The organism is Jiangella alba (assembly GCF_900106035.1).
GTDB classification, from domain to species: Bacteria; Actinomycetota; Actinomycetes; order Jiangellales; family Jiangellaceae; genus Jiangella; species Jiangella alba.
In genome coordinates, this window is sequence record NZ_FNUC01000004.1 from 2,637,277 (window position 1) to 2,658,125 (window position 20,849).

Genomic DNA, 20,849 nt, shown 5'->3' on the forward strand with positions numbered 1-20,849 from the left:
CCGGGCCGTTTGTCATGTGTGGCCCGGTGCGTCGGCACCGTGGTGGGAGGTCCGGCTTCGGCGGCGGTAGCGGCCTGGCGCCACCTCGTGCTGGCGTTTGAACGCGGTGGCGAAGGCGAACTCCGAGGAGTACCCCACCCGGTTCGCGATGCGCTCCAACGACTCGTCGGTGTCGCGGAGCAGGTGCGCGGCGGACGTCAGGCGCCACCAGGTGAGGTAGCGCAGCGGCGGCTGCCCGATCAGCGCGGTGAACCGGCGGGCGAACGTCGCGCGCGACATGCGGGCGCGGCCGGCGAGCTCTCGCACGGTCCACGGGCGGCCGGGCTCCTCGTGCAGCGCCCGCAGCGCTTCGCTGATGCCCGGGTCGGTCAGGGCCGCCGCCCAGCCGGAGGTGTGGGTGGGAGCCTGCGCGAGCCAGGCACGGAGCACGTACACCAGCAGGACGTCGAGCAGTCCGGGAACCACGGCGACCGACCCCGGCCTGGGGTCGTCGATCTCGGCTCCGAGCAGGTCGATCGCCGCCCGCAGCTCGGGGTGCTGCCCGGTCCGGGACGGTAGGACGATGACGTCCGGCAGGTCGCGGAGCATCGGGTGGGTGCGCACCGGGTCGAGGTGGTAGCCGCCGTACAAGGTGACAGTGACGGGCCCTCGGTCGCCGACGGAGTCGGTGCGGACGAGTTCGGTGACGCCCTGCGGGTCGAACCGCGGCTCGGCCAGCGGCGTCGACGGATCGCTCGCCATGCCGTAGCCCTGGCCGTTCGGGGAGAAGACCACATCGCCGGCGCCGAGGAGGACGGGTTCCGCCTCGGGACGGATCAGCCAGCTCGAGCCGCGCAGGAGCACCTGGAACGCCGCGGACCCGGGCACCGACGGGAAGCGCTGGCCCCACGGGGCGTGCCAGCTGACGCGCGCCGACCGGGGCCGGCCGACGCGGGCGCTCATGATCACGTCACCCAGGACATCCACCGCTGCACTGTAGCTGAGACGCACGCGCAGAAAATGGCGAGCTGGACGCATGGAGAGTCTCATTCGCCGCGTCTAGCCTCGACACCATCGCGAACCCGTCCGACTGGAGTCGACCATGGTGTCCACCGTCCCGGCCACGATGCGTGCCGCGCGCATCCACCACTACGGCGATCCCGGCGCCATCCGCTACGAGACCGTGCCGGTGCCGGATCCCGGCCGCGACGAGGTGCTCGTCGAGGTCGCCGCGAGCGCGTTCAACCCGACCGAGACCGCCATCAGATCCGGTCGCGTGCGCGACGTGTTCCCGTTGACCCTGCCCTACACGTTCGGCTGGGACGTCGCGGGCACGATCGTCCGCGGCGACGTCGGCGGCTGGTCGCCCGGGGACCGGGTGATCGCCCGCATCGACGCAGGGGGAGCGGCCGCTCAGTACGCGGCAGCACCGGCCGCCGCGATCGTCGCGGCGCCACGGACCGTCCCGCTCACCCACGCGGCCGCGATCCCCGTCGCCGCGCTGACGGCCTGGCAGGCCGTGTTCGACCACGCGAACGTGCGCCCGGGGCAGCGGGTCCTGGTCAACGGGGCGGGCGGCGGGGTCGGTGGGTTCGCCGTCCAGCTGGCGAAGTCGGCCGGCGCGCACGTCATCGCGACTGCCAGCGCCCGCAGCGCCCACGCCGTCCGAGCGGCGGGCGCGGACGAGATCGTCGACTACACGTCGCGGGCCGTTCCGGACGCCCTGGACGTCGTGATCAACCTCGTGGCGGTCCCGCCCGACGCGGCGGCGTCGCTGGCCACCCGGTTGCGAGCGGGCGGCGTCGCGGTCTCGACCGCCACCCCGCTGCCCATCGCGGACGCCGTGCACTTCGTCACCCGGAACGACCGCGAGCAGCTGGCGACGATCGTCGGGCTCGTCGACGCCGGCCGGCTCGCCGTGGACGTCGCCGAAGTCGTCCACCAGCGGGAGCTGGCGGCCGTCCACCGCCGCAGCGAGGCCGGTCGGACCCGGGGGAAGATCGTCCTCGTGCCGTGACGCCACCGGGTCAGTGGCCGCGGAAGGCCTCCTCCAGCCACCACGACGGCTCGCTGGTCACGACCTTGGCGTCGATGAGCAGGGCGGTGTCGCGGGGTCCGTCGAGCCACCGCCGTACCTCGGCCAGGTCGTCCGGCCCGCGGACGGTCGTCGCGGTGAACCCGTAGCCGCGGGCGATGGCCGCGATGTCGGTCTCGGGGAAGGTCACCGAGCTGAGGTCGCGTCCCGTGGGCGCGAAATGGTGGACCTCGGCGCCGTAGGCGTCGTCGTTGTAGACCACGACGACCATCGGCAGCCGCAGGCGGCGCACGGTGTCGAGCTCGGCCGCCATCATCAGCGCGCCGCCGTCGCCCAGGGCGGCCACCGGGAGCCGGTCCGGCTGGGCCAGCGCGGCGCCGATGGCGGTCGACAGGCCCAGGCCGATGGACTGGAAGGCCTGGGTGAAGCAGAACCCGCGCTCGTCGGGGACGGAGAGGAACATGCTCGGGTAGCCCATGAAGTTGCCCGAGTCGACGCCGACGACGCGCTCGGCGGGCAGCAGGTCGTCCAGCGCGATGGTCAGGGTGCGCGGGTCGATGCGGCCGGCGCCGGTGAGGTCGTCGTACGGGACGTCGCGCCAGCGCAGCTGCGTGGCCAGCCGCTGAGCGACCTCCGGCGTCCGGTACCCGCGGGCGGCTCCGGCCGGTGCGGCCAGCAGCGCCCGCGCCGTCGCGCCGACGTCGCCGAGCACGCCGAAGTCGAGCGCACGGTGCGCGCCGAGGGCCTCCGGGGTGTCGTCGACCTGCACGACCGTCGTGCCGGGCGCGATGAGCCGGCCGTGCCGCATCGTCCACATGTTCAGCGCGCAGCCCCACCCGACGACGAGGTCGGCGCCGGCGATCAGCTCGGCGGCGAGCGGCGACGAGAACCCGCCGGAGACGTCGAGCGACCACGGCTCGTCGTGGAACAGCCCCTTCGCGACGGCGGACGTCGCCAGCAGCGCGCCGTGCTGCTCGGCCAGCGCCAGCAGCGCCGTCCGCGCCGCCGCGGACCGGCCGCCCCGCCCGGCCACGAACACCGGCCGCCGGGCGTCCTCGAGCGCCGCCGACAGCCGGGCGACGTCGGCAGTGGACGGGAGCGGCGGTTCGGGCGCGGACGGCAGCGGCGGCGGCTCGGTGTCGGGCGCGTCGAGCGCCTGCAGCTCCAGCGGCAGGTTGAGCACGACGGTGCGGCGCTCGTGCACGGCCGTGTGCACCGCCTCGACGGCCTCCTGCGCGGCGGTCTGTGCGGACGTGATGCGCAGCGGCACCGCGCCCACCGCGCGGGCGAGGGCGTCCTGGTCGACGTAGAAGTTCGACCGCGGCTGGGTCACCTCGGCGGCGACGACGACCAGCGGCGTGCGCGACTTCGCGGCCTCGGTGATGCCCGTCATCGCGTTCGTCAGGCCGCAGCCCTGATGGACGGTGAGCGCGGCCGGCCCGCCCGACGTGCGCGCGTAGGCGTCGGCCATGGTGGCGGCGCCGCCCTCGTGCCGGGCCGCGACGAACCGGGCGCCGGCCGCCGACATCGCGACGGTCACGTGGAAGTTCCCGGACCCGACGACGCCGAAGACGTGGTCGATGCCGGCGCCGGTCAGGGCGCGTCCGACCGCCTCGGAGACGAGCACGGCGTCAGCGTTCGGTGAGCGCCAGCACGCGGGCCGGCGATCCGGAGCCGCCGACGATGCGCAGCGGCGCCGCGACGACCACCGCCCCCGTCGGCGGCAGGCGGTCGAGGTTCTGCAGCTGGGCCAGGCCGTACTTGCCGTTGCCCAGCAGGTAGGAGTGGCACGGGAAGGCGGGGTCGAACGAGTGGGCGGCGCCGGCGTCGGTGCCCACCGTCTCGACGCCGATGCCCTGCAACGGCGACTCCTCGGCCACCCAGCGGGCACAGTCGGCCGACATGCCGGGGCTGCTCGGGCCGGTGGCGGTGTTGTTGATCATCTCCGCCTGCGTGGTGCGGGCCGACCAGCCCGTGCGGCACAGCAGCCAGCCGCCGTCGGGCAGCGCGCCGTGCTCGGCCTCGAACGCCCGCAGGTGGTCGATCTCGATGAGGAAGTCGGGGTCGGCGGCGACCTGCGCCGTCACGTCGAGCACCACGGCCGGCGCGACGAACGACGTCAGCGGCACGGCGTCGATGGCGGCCCCGTCCTTGCCCGTGACCCAGTGGGCGGGCGCGTCGAAATGGGTGCCCGTGTGCTCGCCGGTGCGGAAGTTGTTCCAGTACCAGGCCGGCCCGCGGTCGTCGTACCTGCTGATCTCCTCGAGCTCGAACCGGGCGGTCTGGCCGAACTCCGGCGGCAGCTCCAGGATCGGCGTCTGATCGGACAGCGGCGCGGTGAGGTCGACGATCTCGACGCGGCCGGACACGAGGGCCTCGATGAGGCCGGACAGAACGGACATGGACAGACGGTACAGCCCCGCAGCACGCTCAGCGGCGCCAGACGGTGCCGCGGCGGTCGTGGCCGATGCGGCCCTCGATCTCCACCGCCACGTGCGGCGCACCCAGCCGCTCGGCCACCAGGTAGAGCGCGAGGTCCAGCCCCGCCAGCCAGCCGCTGCCCGACGTCACGAGGTCGCCGTCGTCGACGATGCGGGCGTCGATCACGTCGGCCCACTTCGCGAGGTACTCCATGTCGAAGCGGTAGGTCGTCGCGGGGCGGCCGTCGATGAGGCCGGCCGCGCCGAACAGCACCGCACCCGAATCGATGCCGCCCAGCAGCAGCCGCGGCCCCGCCTGCTCCTTGTACGCGCGCAGTCGCGCCGGCAGCGAACTGGCCTCGATCACGTCGACGTCCCACCCGCCGGCGACGAGCAGCGCGTCGGCGCGGGACGGATCCCAGCGGACCAGTCCGCCGAACCGCGTCCCGTAACAGCCGGTCACCTCCGGGCTCCCGTCCGGCGTCACCAGCACCGGTGACACGTCCACGCCCATCAGCCGGGCGCGCGCCAGCACGTCGAACGTCAGCAGCGCGTCCATCTCGGCGATGCCGTCGTACATCAACACCTCTGCCCGCATCGGGCCAGTCTTCGCGACGGCGCGGCGGCGCCGCCACGGCAGGAATGCCACCCTTCGATAGATTCACGCCATGCACAAGGTCGTGGTGCTCGCCCTGCCGGGCGTGGTCGCGCTCGAGCTGGCCATCCCGTTCCAGGTGTTCGCGACGGCGCGGGCCGCCGGGCACCGCACCGAGCGGCTGACCGGCGACGGGCGGCTGTACGACGTCCGCATCGGCGCGCCGCAGCCGACGCTGGCCGCGACGGCGTCGGGCGGGGCCGCGTTCTCCGTCGCCGGGCTGGAGCCGCTCGCCGTCCTCGAGACCGCCGGCACCGTCATCGTGCCGGCGACGGAGTCGGCCGCGGGCCCGTCGCCGGACGTCATCGCCGCCCTGCGCGCCGCGCACGCCCGCGGCGCCCGCATCGCCTCCATCTGCACCGGCGCCTCCCTGCTCGCAGCGGCAGGACTGCTGGACGGCCGCCGCGCCACGACGCACTGGGCGCACGCCGACGAGCTCGCGGCGCGGCACCCGTCGGTGCGCGTCGACCCGTCGGTGCTGTTCGTCGACGACGGCGACGTGCTCACCGCGGCGGGCGTCGCCGCCGGGCTGGACCTGTGCCTGCACCTCGTCCGCCGCGACCACGGCGCGGCCGCCGCCGGCTACGTCGCCCGGCGCATCGTCATGCCGCCGCACCGCGAGGGCGGCCAGGCGCAGTACCTCCCGGCCGCGGGCGGCGATCCCGGCGGGTCGGCGCTGGCGCCCACGCTGGCCTGGCTGCGCGCCAGCCTCGCCGACGACCACCAGCTCGCCGACATCGCCCGGCACGCCGCCATGAGCACCCGCACGCTCGTCCGCCGGTTCCGCGCCGAGTGCGGCACCACGCCGCTGCAGTGGCTGATCCGCCAGCGCGTCGACCACGCCCGCGAGCTGCTGGAGACCACGTCGCTCCCGGTCGAGGAGGTGGCCCGGCAGGCCGGCTTCCACACGTCGGCGTCGCTGCGCCAGCACTTCGCCCGCCTGCTCGGCACCAGCCCGCTGCGCTACCGGCGGACGTTCCAGCAGGTCCCGGCGTGAGTCCGGGCACCACCGTGGGCGTGCCGCGGCTGTCGCGCGACCACCTGAGCCGGCCGCGCCTGCTGGCCGCGCTCGGCGACGGCGAGCTGCCGCTGCGGGTGGTCCGGGCGCCCGCCGGCTACGGGAAGACGGCGCTGCTGGCGGAGTGGGCGCGCGGGCGCCCGGACGGGTCCGCGACGGTCTGGGTCACCGCCGACGACGAGTGCGCGACGCGGCTCGGGTTCTGGTCGCGGGTGGTCGCGCTGCTGGCGACGGTGCACCCGGGGCTGGCCGGCGTGGAGGTCGGCGCCGACGCCGTCGGGCACCTGCCGACGCTGCTGCCGCCGTTGCTCGACGCCGCGGACCGGCCGCTCACGCTGGTCGTCGACGCCGCCGAGCGGGTCGACCCCCGGGTGGAGCAGGACCTGCTGCGGCTGGTCCGGCACACCGCCCGGCTCGAGCTCGCGGTCGGCACGCGGCGCGACGGCGAGCTCACCGATCCCGCGACGCAGCTGAGCCTCGACGCCGTCACCGTCGGGCCGCGCACCCTCGCGTTCACCGCCGACGAGTCCGCCCGGCTGGCGTCGGAGCTGCGCAGCCCGTTGACCACCGAACAGGTCGCGGCGCTGCACGAGACGAGCGACGGCTGGCCGCTCGCCGTCCGCGCCGGGCTCCGGCCGCAGCGCGAGCACCCGTGGCCGGCGGCCGGCGAGAACGACCAGCTGTCGCGGCTGCAGCGGATGCTCGTCGGCGACCTCGAGCAGCTGCCCGGCTTCGACGACCTCGTGCTGCTGTCCGTGGTCGACGGCGTCGGGGTGCGGCAGGCAGAGCTGCTCGGCGTCGACCTCGACGGCCACCCGATCCTGGCCGCCGTCGAGGACCGCGGGCTGGGCGGCTGGGAGGACGGCCTGGGCGAGCCGCGGTTCCGGCTGCAGCCGCTGGTCCGTGACGCCCTGCGCCGCCGGCTCGACGACGACCGCCTGCGGGACGTGCACCGCCGGCTGGTCGACTGGTACGAGGACCGCGGCGAGCGCGCGGCCGCGTTCGAGTCCGCCGTCATCGCGCAGGAGTGGCAGCGCGCCCGCACCCACCTCGGGCAGGCGTTCCGCGAGGTGGCCGGCGGCCTGGACAAGCACTGGGTGCGCCGGGCCGACGTGCCCCGGCCGGTGCTCCGGGCGCAGCCGCTGCTGGCGCTGTTCGTCGGCGTGGCGCACTACGCGGTCGGCGACGTCGCGAAGGCGGTGCGGATGCTCACCGCCGGGGTCGCGACGGCGGAGTGGCAGCGGCTGTCCAGGCACGGCCGCGTCAGCGTCGACCACGTGTGGATCCAGGGCATGCTCACGCTCGGGCTGCGCTTCGCCGGCCGCGACGAGCTGGTGCAGCCGGCGCTGCGCCGCCTGCACGGCATGCTGCCGCGGGCCGCCGACCCCACCGGCGAGCTGGACCACCTGCGTCCGCTCATCGTCACCCAGACCGCGTCGACGCACCTGCTGCTGGACCGCGTCGACGACGCCGTCCGCGCGCTGGCCGACCGGCCGGCCGGGACCGTCCGCGGCAGCGGCGCGCTGCACCCGGAGTCGCTGACCGTGCTCGCGCACGCCTCCGCCGGGCGCGTCACGCTGGCCCGCGCGGCGCTGGCCGAACTGGTCGAGCCGGGTCTGCCGCGGTTCTTCAACGCCGGCTTCTACGCCATCCCCAAGCACGTCGGCGCCGCGTACGTGCACCTGGAGGACCACCGTCCGGACGCGGCCGCCGACGCGCTCGCGCAGGTGCTGCCGCACTGGCCGACGATGGAGTGGTGGCCGCTGGTACTGCACGCCCGGACGCTGCAGCGCTGGCACGCCGACGGGCCGGCCGAGGCGCTGCGGCTGCTGGAGTCGGGGCTGGACGAGAAGAGCCGCAAGCCGCTTGGCGCGGCGATGCGGGCCATGCTGACGGCGCAGCGGGCCGAGCTGCTGCTGGCCGCGGGCCGGCCGGCCGAGGCGCGGCGGCTGATCCCGTCGCGGCGCATCCGGCCGTACCCGCGGCTGGCCGTTGCCAAGGCGCGCGGCCTGCTGCTGGACGGCGACCATGCCCGCGCGCTGGCCATCACCGTCGCGCCTGAGCACGAGCACCGCGGCACCCCGCGCGACCGCCTGCACCTGTCCCTGATCGCCGCGTCCGCGCGGCTGCGCTCGGGCGACCCGGCCGCCGCCGCACGGGCCTTCGCCGACGCCGTCGCGCTGTCCGGCGACACCGGCCTGCGCAGCCCGTTCGCCGCGATGCCGCGTTCGGACCTGCGCACCCTGGCGGCGGAGCACCCGGCGCTGCGTGCCGACATCGGCCGGTTCCCGGCGCTGTTCCCCGAGCCCGACGCGCTGGTGTCGCTGACGCGGCGCGAGTCGGCCGTGCTGGCCGAGCTGGCGACGTCCGACACGCTGCCCGTCATCGCCGGCCGCCTCGGCGTCGCCGCGGGCACCGTCAAGAGCCAGTGCCGCGCCGTCTACCGCAAGCTCGGCGTGTCCGGCCGCGACGACGCGGTGGCCGAGGCGCGCCGTCGCGGCCTGCTCTGATCGGTCCGGGGCGGGGGTAAGAACCGGGGGGATATCCGCGAGACCCGGCCGGGGCCACCCCGCGTCCTCTGGTGCGCTGGTCCCGCACGGGAACAGCGAGCGCGGGGGACGGGTGGAACGACGCACGGACGGCCGGGTGCCGCGGGACCGGCTGCTCGATCGCCTGGACCGCCCGGCCGCGCTCCGGGCGATCGTCGGGCTGCCCGGGACCGGCAAGACCGCGCTGGTGGCGGAGTGGACGCGACGGCTCGAGGCGGCCGGCACCTCGGTGACCTGGATCGACGACGCCGTGGGCCTGCCGGGCGCCATCGCTGCCGCGGGCGAGTCCGTCATCGTGGTCGACCGCGGCGACGACCTGCCCGAGCCGGACGCCGTCGCCGCCGCCCTGGCCCGGGCGCCGCACGTGCGGCTGGTGGTGTGCGGCCGCCGGCCGCTGCCCCTGGTCACCGCCGCGCAGCGGGCCGGGCTGGAGGTCACGCAGCTGACGGGCGCGCAGCTGCTGGCCACGCCGGACGAGTGCGCGGCGGCGTGGGGCGAGCGCGGGACGGCCGCCGTCCACGAGCACACCCGCGGCTGGCTGCTCCCGGCGCGCCTGATGATCGACGCGCCGACGGCCGAGGACGGGCGGCGCGCGGCGGCCGACTACGTGCGGGCGGTCGTGCTGGACGGGCTGCCCGCCGCGGTCCGCGGCGCGGCGTTGCGGCTGGCGCTCGCCGACCCGATCACCCCCGTCCACCTGCGCGTCGCCGGCGTCGGGGACGACCTGGCGGAGGAGTTGCGGGCGCTCGCGGCGGGTTGTCGGTGGCGTGGCGTAGGTTCGAGGCCCACCCGGCCGGGAGGGGTGGACCCTGCGTCCGGCGCGACGCCTGAGGCCGGCGTCGGCGTCGCGGGTGGTCGTGACGGCGGCGGTGACGGGTCAGCGTGGTCGCTGCCGCCGGTGCTGCGCGACGCGCTGGTGGCCGAGCTGGCCGCCGCCGAGCCGGAGCAGCCGGCCGCCTGGCACCGTCGGTACGCCCGTGCGCTGCTCGACGCCGGAGCGCCGGGCCCGGCCGCCCGGCATGCCCGCTCCGCCGCCGACTGGCCGTTGCTGGCGCGGGTGTGGAACTCGGCCGGGCTGACGCTGCTCACCGAGCGGTCCGACGATCTCGTCGCCGCGTTCGGCGAGCTGCCCGCGCGGGTGCCGCACGAGGTCGCCGACCTGCGGCTGCCGGCCGCGGCCGCCCGCATCCTGACGTCGCATCCGCCGGGCGTGCGGACGCTGCAGGCGCTGGCCAGCGCGTTCCGGGCGGGCGGCGAGCAACTGCTGCGGGCGGAGGAGATGACACCCGGGCGGCCCAGCGACCGGCAGCTGCAGCTGCTGTCGATCGGGATCGTCGCCGACCGCCTGGACGGACGCTACGAGCGGGCCGCCGCCGGCGCCGCCCGGCTGGAGCGCGAGCTGACCGGCCGCGACGGCGACGTCTGGCCGATGCACCGGGCGTGGGCACTGCACCAGTCCGCCCAGGCGCTGCTGCTCGGCGGGAACGGCCCGCGCGCCGTCGCCGCCGGGACGCAGGCCTACGCCGCCGCCCACGACGTCGCCGCGCACCCCGTCACCGCACACATCGCCGCCGACCTCGCGCTGCTGCACGCGGCCACCGGCGCCACCGTCGACGCCCGGTACTGGCTGGACGTCCACGAGCGGCACGCCGCGCCGGCCCGGTGGCTCGAGTACCTCGTCCGGCTGCCCGCCCACCTGGCCGCCGCGTTCGTCGCCGCGGACCGGCTGGACCGCGATGCCGCCCGCGCCCACCTGGAACGGGCCGAGGACGACACCGGGCAGGCCGAGCTGTGGCCGTTCGCCGTCGCCGCGCGGACCCAGTACGCGCTCAGCTTCGGTGACCCGCTGCTGGCCCTCGCCGACGCCGAGCGCTCCGCTGCCGCCAGCCCGGCGCCCCCAGGCGGTCTCGCCGCCCGCATCGTCGACCGCTGCCGGGCCGAGCTGCTGCTCGCCCTGGGCGAGCTGAACCGCGTCGACACGCTGCTGCGCGCGGCCGGGCCGGACGCCGACTGGACCGCGGTGCCGCTGGCCCGGTTCCACCTGCTGCGCGGCGAGCCGGCCCGGGCCGGGCACACCGCCGGCGCAGCGGCGTGGGCGCCGGAGACGACGCCGCGGGACCGGATCGAGCTGCTGCTGATCGAGGCCGCCGCGGCAGAGGCGCTCGGGTCGCCGGGGACCGCGGACCACTCCTTCGGCCGGGCCGCCGCGCTCGCCGCCCGGACCGGCGCGCTGCGCTCGTTCACCCTGCTGCCCGACGGGCTGCGCGACGTGCTGGCGAAGCGGTCCGGGATCGCGCTCGACCCGGCCGTGCTGTCGACGCGGCCGGCGTACCCGGCGCGGGCGGAGCTGGTGACCCTGACCGAGCGGCAGCACGCGGTGCTGCGTGCGCTCACCCGGCACGAGGACGCGGCGGCCATCTCGTACGCGCTGGTCATGGCGCCCAGCCTGGTGGAGGACGAGTTGCGGTCGCTGTACGCGGTCCTCGGTACGACCGCGCGGGACGCTGCGCTCCTGCGAGCCCGGCGCCTCGGCCTCCTCCCCGGCGACTGACGCCTGCCAGCGTGCCGGTGCCGGCGTTCGACCATCCAAGAAACGGGTCGCCAGGACGACCTGTTTCTTGGATGGTCTTCGGTGGTGATGTGGGCGGCGGGCGTTGGCGGCGCAACGGCAGGATCGGGCTGTCCGGTGGCGGTGATCGAACGGTCGGCGTGTGCGGGCACAGCCGTGGCTGTTGCCCGGCAGTTCCCCATGACCGCTGACAGCGCGACGAGTTCAGGTGCCTCGCGACTCCGGTGCGCGCGCTTGCGGGCCCACCGACCGTTCGCCGGGGCCCGGGAGAACGGCGCACCCCCCGGGAACCGGCGGACAGGGCCCGTTTCGCGGTCTCGAGCGCCGGTTTCCTGGGCGTCAGGCGATGTCCCGGGCGTCAACGTCCTGGCCTGCCGTCACGTCCGCAGGCCGGATCACGATCGCCTCGGCACAGTGGCGTCGCCGGCGAGGGGACCGGCTGTGGCGTTGGCGACTCGGGTTACGTCGTCACCACCATGACGTCCACGTCGTCATGCCACGTGGCGGGTATCAGCTGGCCCTGGGTGCTGGTGCGGGTTCCGCGAGGCGGTGTCAGCCCGCGGCAGCGTCCGTCATCGTCGGGAGGTGGCCGTGTCGCGGTTTGGCGTGACTGTCGGTGCCCGCCCGTAGGGTGGGATGGCCCTCCCGGCCGGGCGGGGTCTACGTAGCAGGCCGCGCGATTCGGCGCCGGCCAGCGGACGCCGCACGACTCCGGCCGACCGAGTCCGGAGGACACCGGCCGCCCAGAGCCGGGCGACCCCGAACCAGGCGGCACCCCGGCCACCCCGGCCACCCCCGGCCGCCCCGGCCGCCGCCGGTTCGGGTTGCGGGCCTGTGCCGCCGCGTCCATGATCGTCCGGACCCCGCACCCCCGACGAGACGAGCCGACGTGGTGGCGCCCGACGCCCTCGCCAGACCGCAGGCTGCCACGCCGGCCGCCACCCGGGCGCTGCTGCCGTCGCTGGCGCTGGTCATGTTCGCCGTCGTCGCCAACTACGCCGCGCTGCTGGCGGTGCTGCTGCCGAACCACGTCGAGGCGATCGATCCGGACCGCAAGGTGACCAACCTGGCCATCGTCACGTCGGTGTCGTTCGGGTTCACCATCCTGGCCCAGCCGCTGGTCGGCGCGCTCAGCGACCGCACCGGCGGCCGCCTGGGCCGGCGCGGCCGGCGTGCGCCGTGGCTGCTCGGTGGCGCCGTCGTGGCGGCGGGGTTCCTGCTGGGGCTGGGCGGGCTCGGCTCGGTCGCGTGGATCTGCGTGTTCTGGGTGGTCATCCAGTTCGCGCTCAACGGCACCGACGTCGCGGCGGCGGCGACGGTGGCCGACCGGGTCGCGCCGGCCCGCCGCGGCCGCGCGTCGGCGGTGCTGGCGGGCGGCGGCATGGCCGGGGCGGCGGCGGGGACGGCGTTCGCGGGCCCGCTGGCGGTCGACCACCGGCCGGTCGCCTACACCGTGCTGGGCCTCGCGGTGGTCGCCGCGGCCGCGGTGTTCGTGCTGCTCGACCGGCCGGCACCGGAACGACCCCAGGGCGGCCAGCGAACCGAGCTGCTGCGCGGGTTCTGGCGGCGCCCCGCCGAGCACGCCGACTTCCTGTGGGTGTTCGGGTCGCGGCTGCTGTTCGTGCTCGGCTACCAGCTGATCCTGACCTACCAGCTGTACATCCTGACGGACTATGTGGGGCTCGGCCGCGGCGACGCCAACCGGCTGATCGGGCTGCTGACGGTGCTCGGCTTCGCGACGACGGTGCTCGGCATCGTCGTGGGCGGCTGGTGGAGCGACCGCACCGGCCGGCGCACGGTGTTCCTGGTGGCGGCGGCCGGGATCCTCGGGCTGGCGTTGACGGCGCCGCTGGCCTCACCGACGACGGCGGCCGTCGTGGTCTTCGCGGCGGTTCAGGGCCTGGCCGGCGGGCTGTACCTGGCCTGCGGCAACGCGCTGGCGATCGACGTGCTGCCGGATCGTGAGGGGGCCGCCGGCAAGGATCTCGGGCTGTTCAACGTCGCCGTCAACGTGCCGCAGACCATCGCGCCGCCGATGGCCGCCGCGGTCATCCACCTCTTCGACGGCTACCGGGCGCTGTTCGCCGTCGCACTGGTCAGTGTCGCAGCCTCCACCGTGCTCGTCACCCGCGTGCGCCAGACTGTGCACAGAGGCGGTGAGGCCACATGACACCCGACGAACTGCAGCGCGCGGCTGCCGACCACCTGCTGCTGCACTTCTCCAAGCAGCGGCTCGACGACCTCCTGGTGCTCGAACGGGGTGAGGGGCCGTACGTCTTCGACACCCGCGGCCGCCGTTACGTCGACGCGCTGTCCAGCCTGTTCTGCGCGCAGCTCGGCTACTCGTACGGCGCGGAGCTGGGCGCCGCGGTCACCGAGCAGCTGACCCGGCTGCCGTTCAACACGAACTGGGCGACGGCGCATCCGCCGGCCATCGAGCTGGCCGAGCGGCTCACCGGCCTGGCACCGCCCGGGCTGACCCGCGCGTTCTTCACCAACGGCGGCTCCGAGGCGGTCGAGGCGGCGTGGAAGCTGGTCCGCGAGCACTACCTCGCCATCGGCCAGCCGCGGCGCACCAAGGCCATCGCCCGCAACATCGCGTACCACGGGGTCACGCTCGGCGCGCTGGCGTTCACCGGCGTCGCCCGGTTCAAGGACGACTTCGGCCCGCCGCCCATCGACGTCACGCACGTGTCGAACACCAACGCGTTCCGCGCGCCCGACGGCGCCGACCCGGCCGCGTTCTGCGCCCGGCTGCTGGCCGAGGTCGAGGCGGCCGTCGTCGCGGCCGGACCGGACGAGGTGGCGCTGATCATCGCCGAACCGGTGCAGAACGCCGGCGGCTGCCTGACGCCGCCTCCCGGCTACTGGCGCGGGCTGCGCGACATCGCCGACCGCTACGGCATCCTGCTGCTGGCCGACGAGGTCATCACCGGCTGCGGCCGGCTGGGCGAGTGGTTCGGCAGCGCGCGCGAGGGCGTCACCCCCGACCTCGTCACCCTCGCCAAGGGCATCACCGCCGCCTACCTGCCGATGGGCGCCGTCCTCGCCACCGACCGGGTGGTGCGGCCTCTCGACGGCCGGGTGTTCCGGCACGGCATCACCTTCGGCGGCCACCCGGCCAGTGCCGCCGTCGCGCTGCGCACCATCGACATCGTCGCCCGCGACGGCGTCCTCGAGAACGTCCGCGCGCTGGAGCCGTACTTGCGCGACCGCCTGGGCGAACTGCTGGCACTGCCGATCGTCGGCGACGTCCGCGGCGCGGGCTTCTTCTGGGCGATCGAGCTGGTGAAGGACGGCGCGAACGGCCGGTTCGACCAGGCCGAGCGCGACGCGCTGCTGCGCGGATACCTGCCCGGGCGGCTGCTGGAGGCCGGGCTGATCGCCCGCGCCGACGACCGCGGCGACGCCGTCCTGCAGATCGCGCCGCCGCTGATCAGCGACCACGCGGTGCTCGACGAGATCGTCGGCGGCCTGCGCGACGTGCTCACGGACGCGGGGAAGCGGTTCGCGGCCGCTTGACGCCGAACACCGTCACGAACAGGTAGGTCTTGCCGGCTGCGTGCGGCGAGAAGAACTCGACCACCTCGTCGTCGGCCGACGTGGAGCCGACGGCGCCCAGGCCCAGCGCGTGCGTGCCGAGGTGCAGCTTCCCGGCCTGCAGCGCGCTGGTCAGCTGGGCGGCGCGGTAGCCGCGGTTGCCGTACGCCGCCAGCAGCGGCCCGAGGTCGGCCAGCCAGTACGCGTTGACGTGCGCGTCGGCGCAGTACTCCTGCCCGACGGCGATGCGTGCGGCGTCGGCGCGGAAGTCGCCCGCCCGCAGCAGCTCGACGGCGCCGCGCGCCGGGTGGTGCAGGTAGATGCCCGGGGTCAGACCCTCGACGGCGTTGACGATGAGGTAGCAGTCCACCGGCGGCCGGACGTCGGCCGCGTAGGCCCGCGACGAGCGGTCCAGCAGCGTGGAGAAGTCGCGGAACCCCAGCTCCACCGAGGTGTCGTAACGGCGGGTCGACCGGCGGCGCAGGATCACCTCCTCGACCGGCTCAGGCGGCAGCGCGTCGTCGGGCAGCGGGTCCAGCGTGGTGAGCGGGCCGGACGGTGCCGGACGGGCGGGGTCGACGGAACGGGACCGCCAGGCGTCCACGTCGGCGGCGGTGTCCAGCGACGACGCCAGGTGCATGGCCGGGATCGCGGGGAACGTCACCTCGCGCGGCGACACCGGCCGCACCGGCAGGTCCAGCGGCGGCAGCGCGGCCACGTCCGGCGCGGGCGCCCCGCCCTGGCCGAGCGCGCACAGCGCGACGGTCGCCTCGCGCACGCCGTCGATGCCGAGGACGGCGTTCACCTCGTCGTCGGCGAAGCCCAGCACCAGCTCGGCCGGGACCCCGGCCGACGCCGCGACCGCCAGGGCCTGCGACAGCGACGTGCCCGCGTCCCAGAACGCGTGCCGGTACGCGCGCGCCTTGTACCGCCACGCGTTGCGCCAGAACGTGCTGGTCACCGCCAGGACCACCGGACTGTCCATGCCCAGCGCGGAACGGTCGTCGCCGGAGCGCACCCGGCGCAGGCTGTGGTCGTGCGCCGCGTAGTGGTACACGCCCGCGCCGAGTCCGGGCAGGTCGGCGCAGACGAAGTACAGCTCCAGGTGGTACCGCGCGCCGGTGCCGCCCGCCGTCCGGTAGGTGATGGTCGTGCCGCGGACGGTGACGGTGCGGTCCAGCAGCCCGTTGCTGAGCCGCCCGATCCGCGCCAGGAACGCCAGGTCCGGCGCCCCGGTTCCGTCCCGGCCGGAGGCCGAGACCGCGGCCAGCGCGGGCACCGCCGACGGCGGGAACTCGCGGGGGATCGCGATCGGCTCGAGCGTCTCGTACACCTTGAACGGGTACGGCTCGAGCGAACGGTCCTCCTCCCAGATGCCGTTCTCGAGGTCGGGCGGCGTGCCCATGACGATGCCGTCGCCGCCGCGCCAGTACCGCGTCGCCGCGTGGAACTCGAGGGCGGCCCGGACGTCGGCGTTGCGCGAGCTCATCCCGCGAGCGTAGCTGCCTGCGTCACGCCCGGCCGGGGCGGAGGACGCCAGGCCCGCCAGGCCCCTTTGCAATGAGCACCGATACGCACCGGTGCGTATCGGTGCTCATTGCAAAAGGGCGTCAGGACGCCGCCGAGACGAGCACTGATGCGGCGAGCGGGTCGGGCGAGCCGAACCGGTGCGCGGTGATGCTCACGGCCTGCTCGTGCAGGAACGGCAGCAGCTCGACCCGGCCGGCCTCGGTCACCGGCTGGGCGTAGACGGCGAGGTCGGGACGGCCGCCGGTCGCCTCGTAGAGCGCCGCGGGGTCGCCGCCGACCAGCCGGACCCGTCCGGTCAGCGTCGCCGCCCGGCGCCGCCAGTCCGCGTCCGCCTCCACCGTGACGGAGACGCCCAGCGCCGTCACCGCCGACGTCACCGCGGCGGGCAGCTCGCCGGTCGCCGACACCGTCACCCGGGTGCCCGCCAGCACCCCGGCCGCGACGACCCGCAGCAGGTCGGCGACCGGCGCACCGGACTCGTGCCGGACCGTGACCGGGTACGGCAGGTAGCGGAACACGTTGCGCTCGGCGCTCAGCCCGGACACGTCGCGGGCGACGCCGAACTCGTCGCGCCAGGCGGCGGCGTCGCTGTGCAGGGCCCGCTCCAGCGCGTCGGCGCCGGCCAGTCCGGCGGCGTGCGCGGCGGCCAGCAGCGCGGCCGGCCCGGCCGCCAGCGGCGCCGCGGCGGCGGACGGCGCGGGCGACCAGTCGGTCAGCCCGACGAGGTAGTTCGGCCCGCCGGCCTTGGTGCCGGCGCCGACGGCGGACCGCTTCCAGCCGCCGAACGGCTGCCGCCGGACGATCGCGCCGGTGGTGCCGCGGTTGACGTAGAGGTTGCCGGCCTCGACGCGGTCCAGCCAGGTGGCGAGGTCGGCGGCGTCGCGGGTGTGCAGGCCCGCGGTGAGGCCGTACGCGACCCGGTTCTGCAGCGCGATCGCCTCGTCCAGGGTGGCCGCGGTCATGATGCCGAGCACCGGGCCGAAGTACTCCGTCAGGTGGTACTCCGAGCCGTCGGTGACGCCCACCTTGACGCCCGGCGACCAGCTGCGGCCCTCGTCGTCGAGCTGGCGCGGCCGCACCACCCACGACTCGCCCGGGCCGAGCGTCGTCAGCGCGCGCAGCAGCTTGCCGTCGGCCGGGCCGATGAGCGGCCCCATCTGCGTCGTCGGGTCGGTCGGCAGCCCCACCTTCAGCGACGCGACGGCGTCGACCAGCTGGTCGCGGAACCGGCGCGACCGCGCCACCGAGCCGACGAGGATGACCAGCGACGCCGCCGAGCACTTCTGCCCGGCGTGGCCGAACGCGGAGTACACGACGTCGCGGACGGCGAGGTCGATGTCGGCGCTCGGGGTGACGACGATGGCGTTCTTGCCGCTGGTCTCGGCCAGCAGCGGGAGGTCGGTGCGGAACGACCGGAACAGCTCGGCGGTCTCGAACGCGCCGGTGAGGATGAGCCGGCCGACCCGCGGGTCGGACACCAGCTGCCGGCCCAGCGCGGACTCGCCGACGCGGAGCAGCCGCAGCACGTCGCGCGGCACCCCGGCCGCCCACAGCGCCTCGGCCAGCACCGCGCCGCAGCGCACCGCCTGCGACGCCGGCTTCAGCACGACGGCGGACCCGGCGGCCAGCGCGGCCAGCGTGGACCCGGCCGGGATGGCGACCGGGAAGTTCCACGGCGGCGTGACGACGGTCAGCGGCACCGGCCGCCGGACCGCGCCGTCGACGTCGTCGAGCGCCTCGGCCAGGCTCGCGTAGTAGTCGGCGAAGTCGATCGCCTCGGACACCTCGGGGTCGCCCTGGTCGAGGGTCTTGCCGGCCTCGGCCGCCATGACCTCCAGCAGCTCGGCCCGGCGCCGCTCCAGCTCGACGGCGGCGCGGCGCAGCACTGCGGCCCGCTCGGCGCCGGTCAGCGCGCCCCAGCCCCGTCCGGCCGCCTCAGCCGACCCCAGCACGGCGTCCAGCGCGTCGGCCGTCGTCACCAGCGCCGCGTCCGCGGTGGCCGCCCCGGCGGTGCTGGCGGCCGCGCGGGCCAGGATCTCGCGGCTCCACGCCACGTTCCCGGGCAGCGCGGGGTCGGTGTCGGGCACGTTCCGGAACTCGGTCTGGACGGCGCCGCTCACCGGCTCGCGGCGGTCCTGGACGCGGTGCGGACGGGGCACCGTGCGGTCCAGCGCGGCCAGCGAGGCGAGGAAGCGGTCGCGCTCGCGGACGAACAGCTCCTCGTGGTCGTGCAGCCCGGCCAGCGCGGACAGGAAGTTCTCCGAGCTCGCGCCCTCCTCCAGCCGCCGCACCAGGTAGGCGATGGCGACGTCGAACTCGCGCGGGTGCACGACCGGGGTGTAGAGCCGGACCTTGCCGACCTCGCGGCGGACCACCTCGGCCTGACCCTGGGCCATGCCCAGCAGCATCTCGACCTCGACGCCGTCGCGGACGCCGCGCCGCCCGGCCAGCAGCCACGCGAAGGCGAGGTCGAACAGGTTGTGCCCGGCGACGCCGATGTGCACGTTGCCGATGTGCTCGGGCCGTAGCGCGTAGTCGAGCAGCCGCTTGTAGTTGGTGTCGGACTCCTGCTTGCTGTGCCAGGTGGCCAGCGGCCAGCCGCGCAGCGACGCCTCGACTCGCTCCATCGGCAGGTTCGCGCCCTTGACGACGCGGACCTTGACCGGCGCGCCGCCGCGGGCCCGGCGCGCGGCCGCCCACTCCTGCAGCCGGACCATCGTGGCCAGCGTGTCCGGCAGGTAGGCCTGCAGGACGATGCCGGCCTCCAGGCCCTCGAACTCGGGCCGGTCCAGCAGCGTGGTGAAGACCGCCGTCGTCAGCTCGAGGTCGCGGTACTCCTCCATGTCCAGGTTGACGAACGTCGACGCGGCCGCGGCCCGCCGGTACAGCGGGGTGAGCGCCTCGACGACGTGCGCGACGGTGTCGTCGAACGCCCACGCCGAGTGCGGCGCCACCGTCGACGACACCTTCACCGACACGTAGTCGACGTCGGGGCGGTCCAGCAGCTTCAGCGTGCCGTCGAGGCGGCGGCGGGCCTCGCGCGCGCCGAGGACGGCCTCGCCCAACAGGTTGACGTTGAGCCGGGCGCCGTCGCGGCGGATGCGGCCGATCGCCTTGCCCAGCTTCGCCGGACGCGCGTCGACGACCAGGTGGCCGACCATCTCGCGCAGCGCCCGCCGCGCGATCGGCACGACCAGCCCCGGCGCGACCCGTCCGGCCAGCCCGCCGGCCCGCACCGCGAGCCGCAGGTGCGCGGGCAGGAACGCGGGCACGTCGGCGGCCAGTTCGCGCAGCGCCTGGGCGGCGACCTTCGGGTCCTCGGGCCGGATGACGCCGTCGACGAAGCCGACGGCGAACGGCAGCCCGCTGGGGTCGGCCAGCACCTGGGAGAGCCGCTGCGCGGCCGCGCCGGCGGGGTGCTGCGCGGACTCGTCCAGCCAGCGGCGGACGGTCGCGACGACCTCGTCGGACAGCGCCAGCAGCTCGTTCAGCCCGCCCGCGCGAGCGTCGGTGTTGTTCCAGGTCACGGCCATGTCCACAGTCTGGTCACCCGTTGGCATAAGGTAAAGCGATGTTTTCTGACGAGTACTCGTCAGATCCACTTACTGTTTCTTGGAGGCTACCGTGCTCGACGTCCGCCGGCTGCGGCTTCTCCGGGAACTGGCCGTCCGCGGCACCATCGCCGACGTCGCCGCGGCCCTGCACCAGAGCCCGTCGTCGGTGTCGCAGCAGCTCACGCTGCTGGAGAAGGAGGCCGGCGTGCCGCTGCTGCGCAAGGTCGGCCGGCGGCTGCAACTCACTCCGCAGGCGGAGATCCTGGTCGAGCACACCGCCGCCGTGCTGCAGCGGCTGGAGGAGGCGGAGTCCGACCTGCGCGCGTCGCTGCAGGAGGCCACCGGCACCGTCCGCCTCGCCGTCTTCCAGTCCGCCGCGCTGGCCCTGATGCCGGACCTCCTGCACACCCTCGCCGAGCGGCACCCGCGGCTGCGCGTCACCATGACGCAGCGCGAGCCCGAGACCGCGCTGATGGAGACGTTCGCCCGCGACTTCGACCTCGTCGTCGCCGAGCAGTACCCGAACCATGCCGCGCCCTGGCACCCCGAACTCGACCGCGTCGGCCTCACCCACGACGCCCTCCGCCTGGCCGTCCCGCCCGGCCCGGCGTGGGCGCACATCACCCGGCTGGCCGACACCGCCGGCCTGCCCTGGGTGGCCGAGCCGCACGGCGCGGCGTCGCGGCACTTCGCCGAGCAGGCCTGCCGGCAGGCCGGGTTCGAACCGGACGTGCGGTTCGAGACCGCCGACCTGACGGCGCAGATCGAGCTGATCGAGACCGGCAACGCGGTCGCGCTGATCCCCGACCTCATGTGGGCCCGGCGCCCGCCCTCGGTGCGACTGGTCGATCTCGACGGCGTGCCGCACCGGACGGTGTTCACCGCCGCCCGCCGGTCCATGGCCCAGCGCCCGTCCATCCTCGCCTGCCGCGATGCCCTGGCCGCCGCCGTCGAGCACGGCACGGGCCACCCACCCGGCTGATGCTCGCGGCCCGGCGGC

The 20,849-nt window shown here is 75.7% G+C and carries 13 protein-coding genes; 7 read left to right on the top strand and 6 right to left on the bottom strand.

Features of this window, described 5'->3' with window-relative positions; genetic code table 11:
- Positions 1-12: 12 nt before the first annotated feature.
- A complete protein-coding gene (locus BLV02_RS30200) occupies positions 13-966 on the bottom strand; it encodes an AraC family transcriptional regulator (RefSeq protein WP_069114488.1) in 954 nt (317 codons plus the stop codon).
- Positions 967-1,081: 115 nt separating this feature from the next.
- Between BLV02_RS30200 and BLV02_RS30205 the strand changes: the two genes are divergently transcribed.
- Positions 1,082-1,996 (top strand): NADP-dependent oxidoreductase, encoded by a 915-nt coding sequence (locus tag BLV02_RS30205; RefSeq protein WP_216094526.1) that lies wholly within the window; start codon positions 1,082-1,084, stop codon positions 1,994-1,996.
- 10 nt (positions 1,997-2,006) lie between these two features.
- Here the strand turns inward: BLV02_RS30205 and BLV02_RS30210 are convergent, their stop codons facing one another.
- The 3 genes from BLV02_RS30210 to BLV02_RS30220 are packed head-to-tail and all read right to left on the bottom strand — an operon-like array spanning position 2,007 to position 5,032.
- Positions 2,007-3,641, bottom strand: coding sequence for a thiamine pyrophosphate-binding protein (locus BLV02_RS30210; protein ID WP_069114327.1), 1,635 nt, complete (start codon positions 3,639-3,641; stop codon positions 2,007-2,009).
- Between the two features lie 4 nt (positions 3,642-3,645).
- Positions 3,646-4,416 carry a cyclase family protein gene (locus BLV02_RS30215; protein WP_069114326.1) on the bottom strand — a complete coding sequence of 257 codons (771 nt, stop codon included), beginning with the start codon at positions 4,414-4,416 and terminating at the stop codon, positions 3,646-3,648.
- A gap of 28 nt (positions 4,417-4,444) precedes the next feature.
- A complete protein-coding gene (locus tag BLV02_RS30220; RefSeq protein WP_069114486.1) occupies positions 4,445-5,032 on the bottom strand; it encodes a DJ-1/PfpI family protein in 588 nt (195 codons plus the stop codon).
- Between the two features lie 70 nt (positions 5,033-5,102).
- Between BLV02_RS30220 and BLV02_RS30225 the strand changes: the two genes are divergently transcribed.
- From BLV02_RS30225 to BLV02_RS30245, 5 genes are all read left to right on the top strand, one after another.
- Entirely contained in the window at positions 5,103-6,086 is a 984-nt protein-coding gene (locus tag BLV02_RS30225) for a GlxA family transcriptional regulator (protein WP_069114325.1), read from the top strand.
- Positions 6,083-8,617 (top strand): helix-turn-helix transcriptional regulator, encoded by a 2,535-nt coding sequence (locus BLV02_RS30230; protein ID WP_069114324.1) that lies wholly within the window; start codon positions 6,083-6,085, stop codon positions 8,615-8,617. The genes BLV02_RS30225 and BLV02_RS30230 overlap by 4 nt, the downstream gene beginning before the upstream one ends.
- A 112-nt stretch (positions 8,618-8,729) precedes the next feature.
- Positions 8,730-11,207: a hypothetical protein gene (locus BLV02_RS30235; protein WP_141711812.1), complete on the top strand. Its 2,478-nt coding sequence runs from the start codon at positions 8,730-8,732 to the stop codon at positions 11,205-11,207.
- 907 nt (positions 11,208-12,114) lie between these two features.
- Complete coding sequence (locus BLV02_RS30240; protein WP_083289125.1) at positions 12,115-13,395, top strand: MFS transporter; 1,281 nt, start codon at positions 12,115-12,117, stop codon at positions 13,393-13,395.
- On the top strand, positions 13,392-14,747 hold the full coding sequence (locus tag BLV02_RS30245) for an aspartate aminotransferase family protein (RefSeq protein ID WP_069114322.1): 1,356 nt from the start codon (positions 13,392-13,394) through the stop codon (positions 14,745-14,747). The genes BLV02_RS30240 and BLV02_RS30245 overlap by 4 nt, the downstream gene beginning before the upstream one ends.
- On the opposite strand, the gene BLV02_RS30250 is transcribed toward BLV02_RS30245, so the two are convergent.
- Both BLV02_RS30250 and BLV02_RS30255 read right to left on the bottom strand, forming a co-directional pair.
- Positions 14,713-16,254, bottom strand: a complete 1,542-nt coding sequence (locus BLV02_RS30250) for a SagB/ThcOx family dehydrogenase (RefSeq protein ID WP_069114321.1) — start codon at positions 16,252-16,254, stop codon at positions 14,713-14,715. The two genes, BLV02_RS30245 and BLV02_RS30250, sit on opposite strands and share 35 nt — an antisense overlap.
- 121 nt (positions 16,255-16,375) lie before the next feature.
- Positions 16,376-19,828, bottom strand: coding sequence for a proline dehydrogenase family protein (locus BLV02_RS30255; protein ID WP_069114320.1), 3,453 nt, complete (start codon positions 19,826-19,828; stop codon positions 16,376-16,378).
- A gap of 91 nt (positions 19,829-19,919) precedes the next feature.
- Between BLV02_RS30255 and BLV02_RS30260 the strand changes: the two genes are divergently transcribed.
- Positions 19,920-20,831 carry a LysR substrate-binding domain-containing protein gene (locus tag BLV02_RS30260; RefSeq protein ID WP_069114319.1) on the top strand — a complete coding sequence of 304 codons (912 nt, stop codon included), beginning with the start codon at positions 19,920-19,922 and terminating at the stop codon, positions 20,829-20,831.
- The last annotated feature ends 18 nt before the right edge of the window (positions 20,832-20,849 follow it).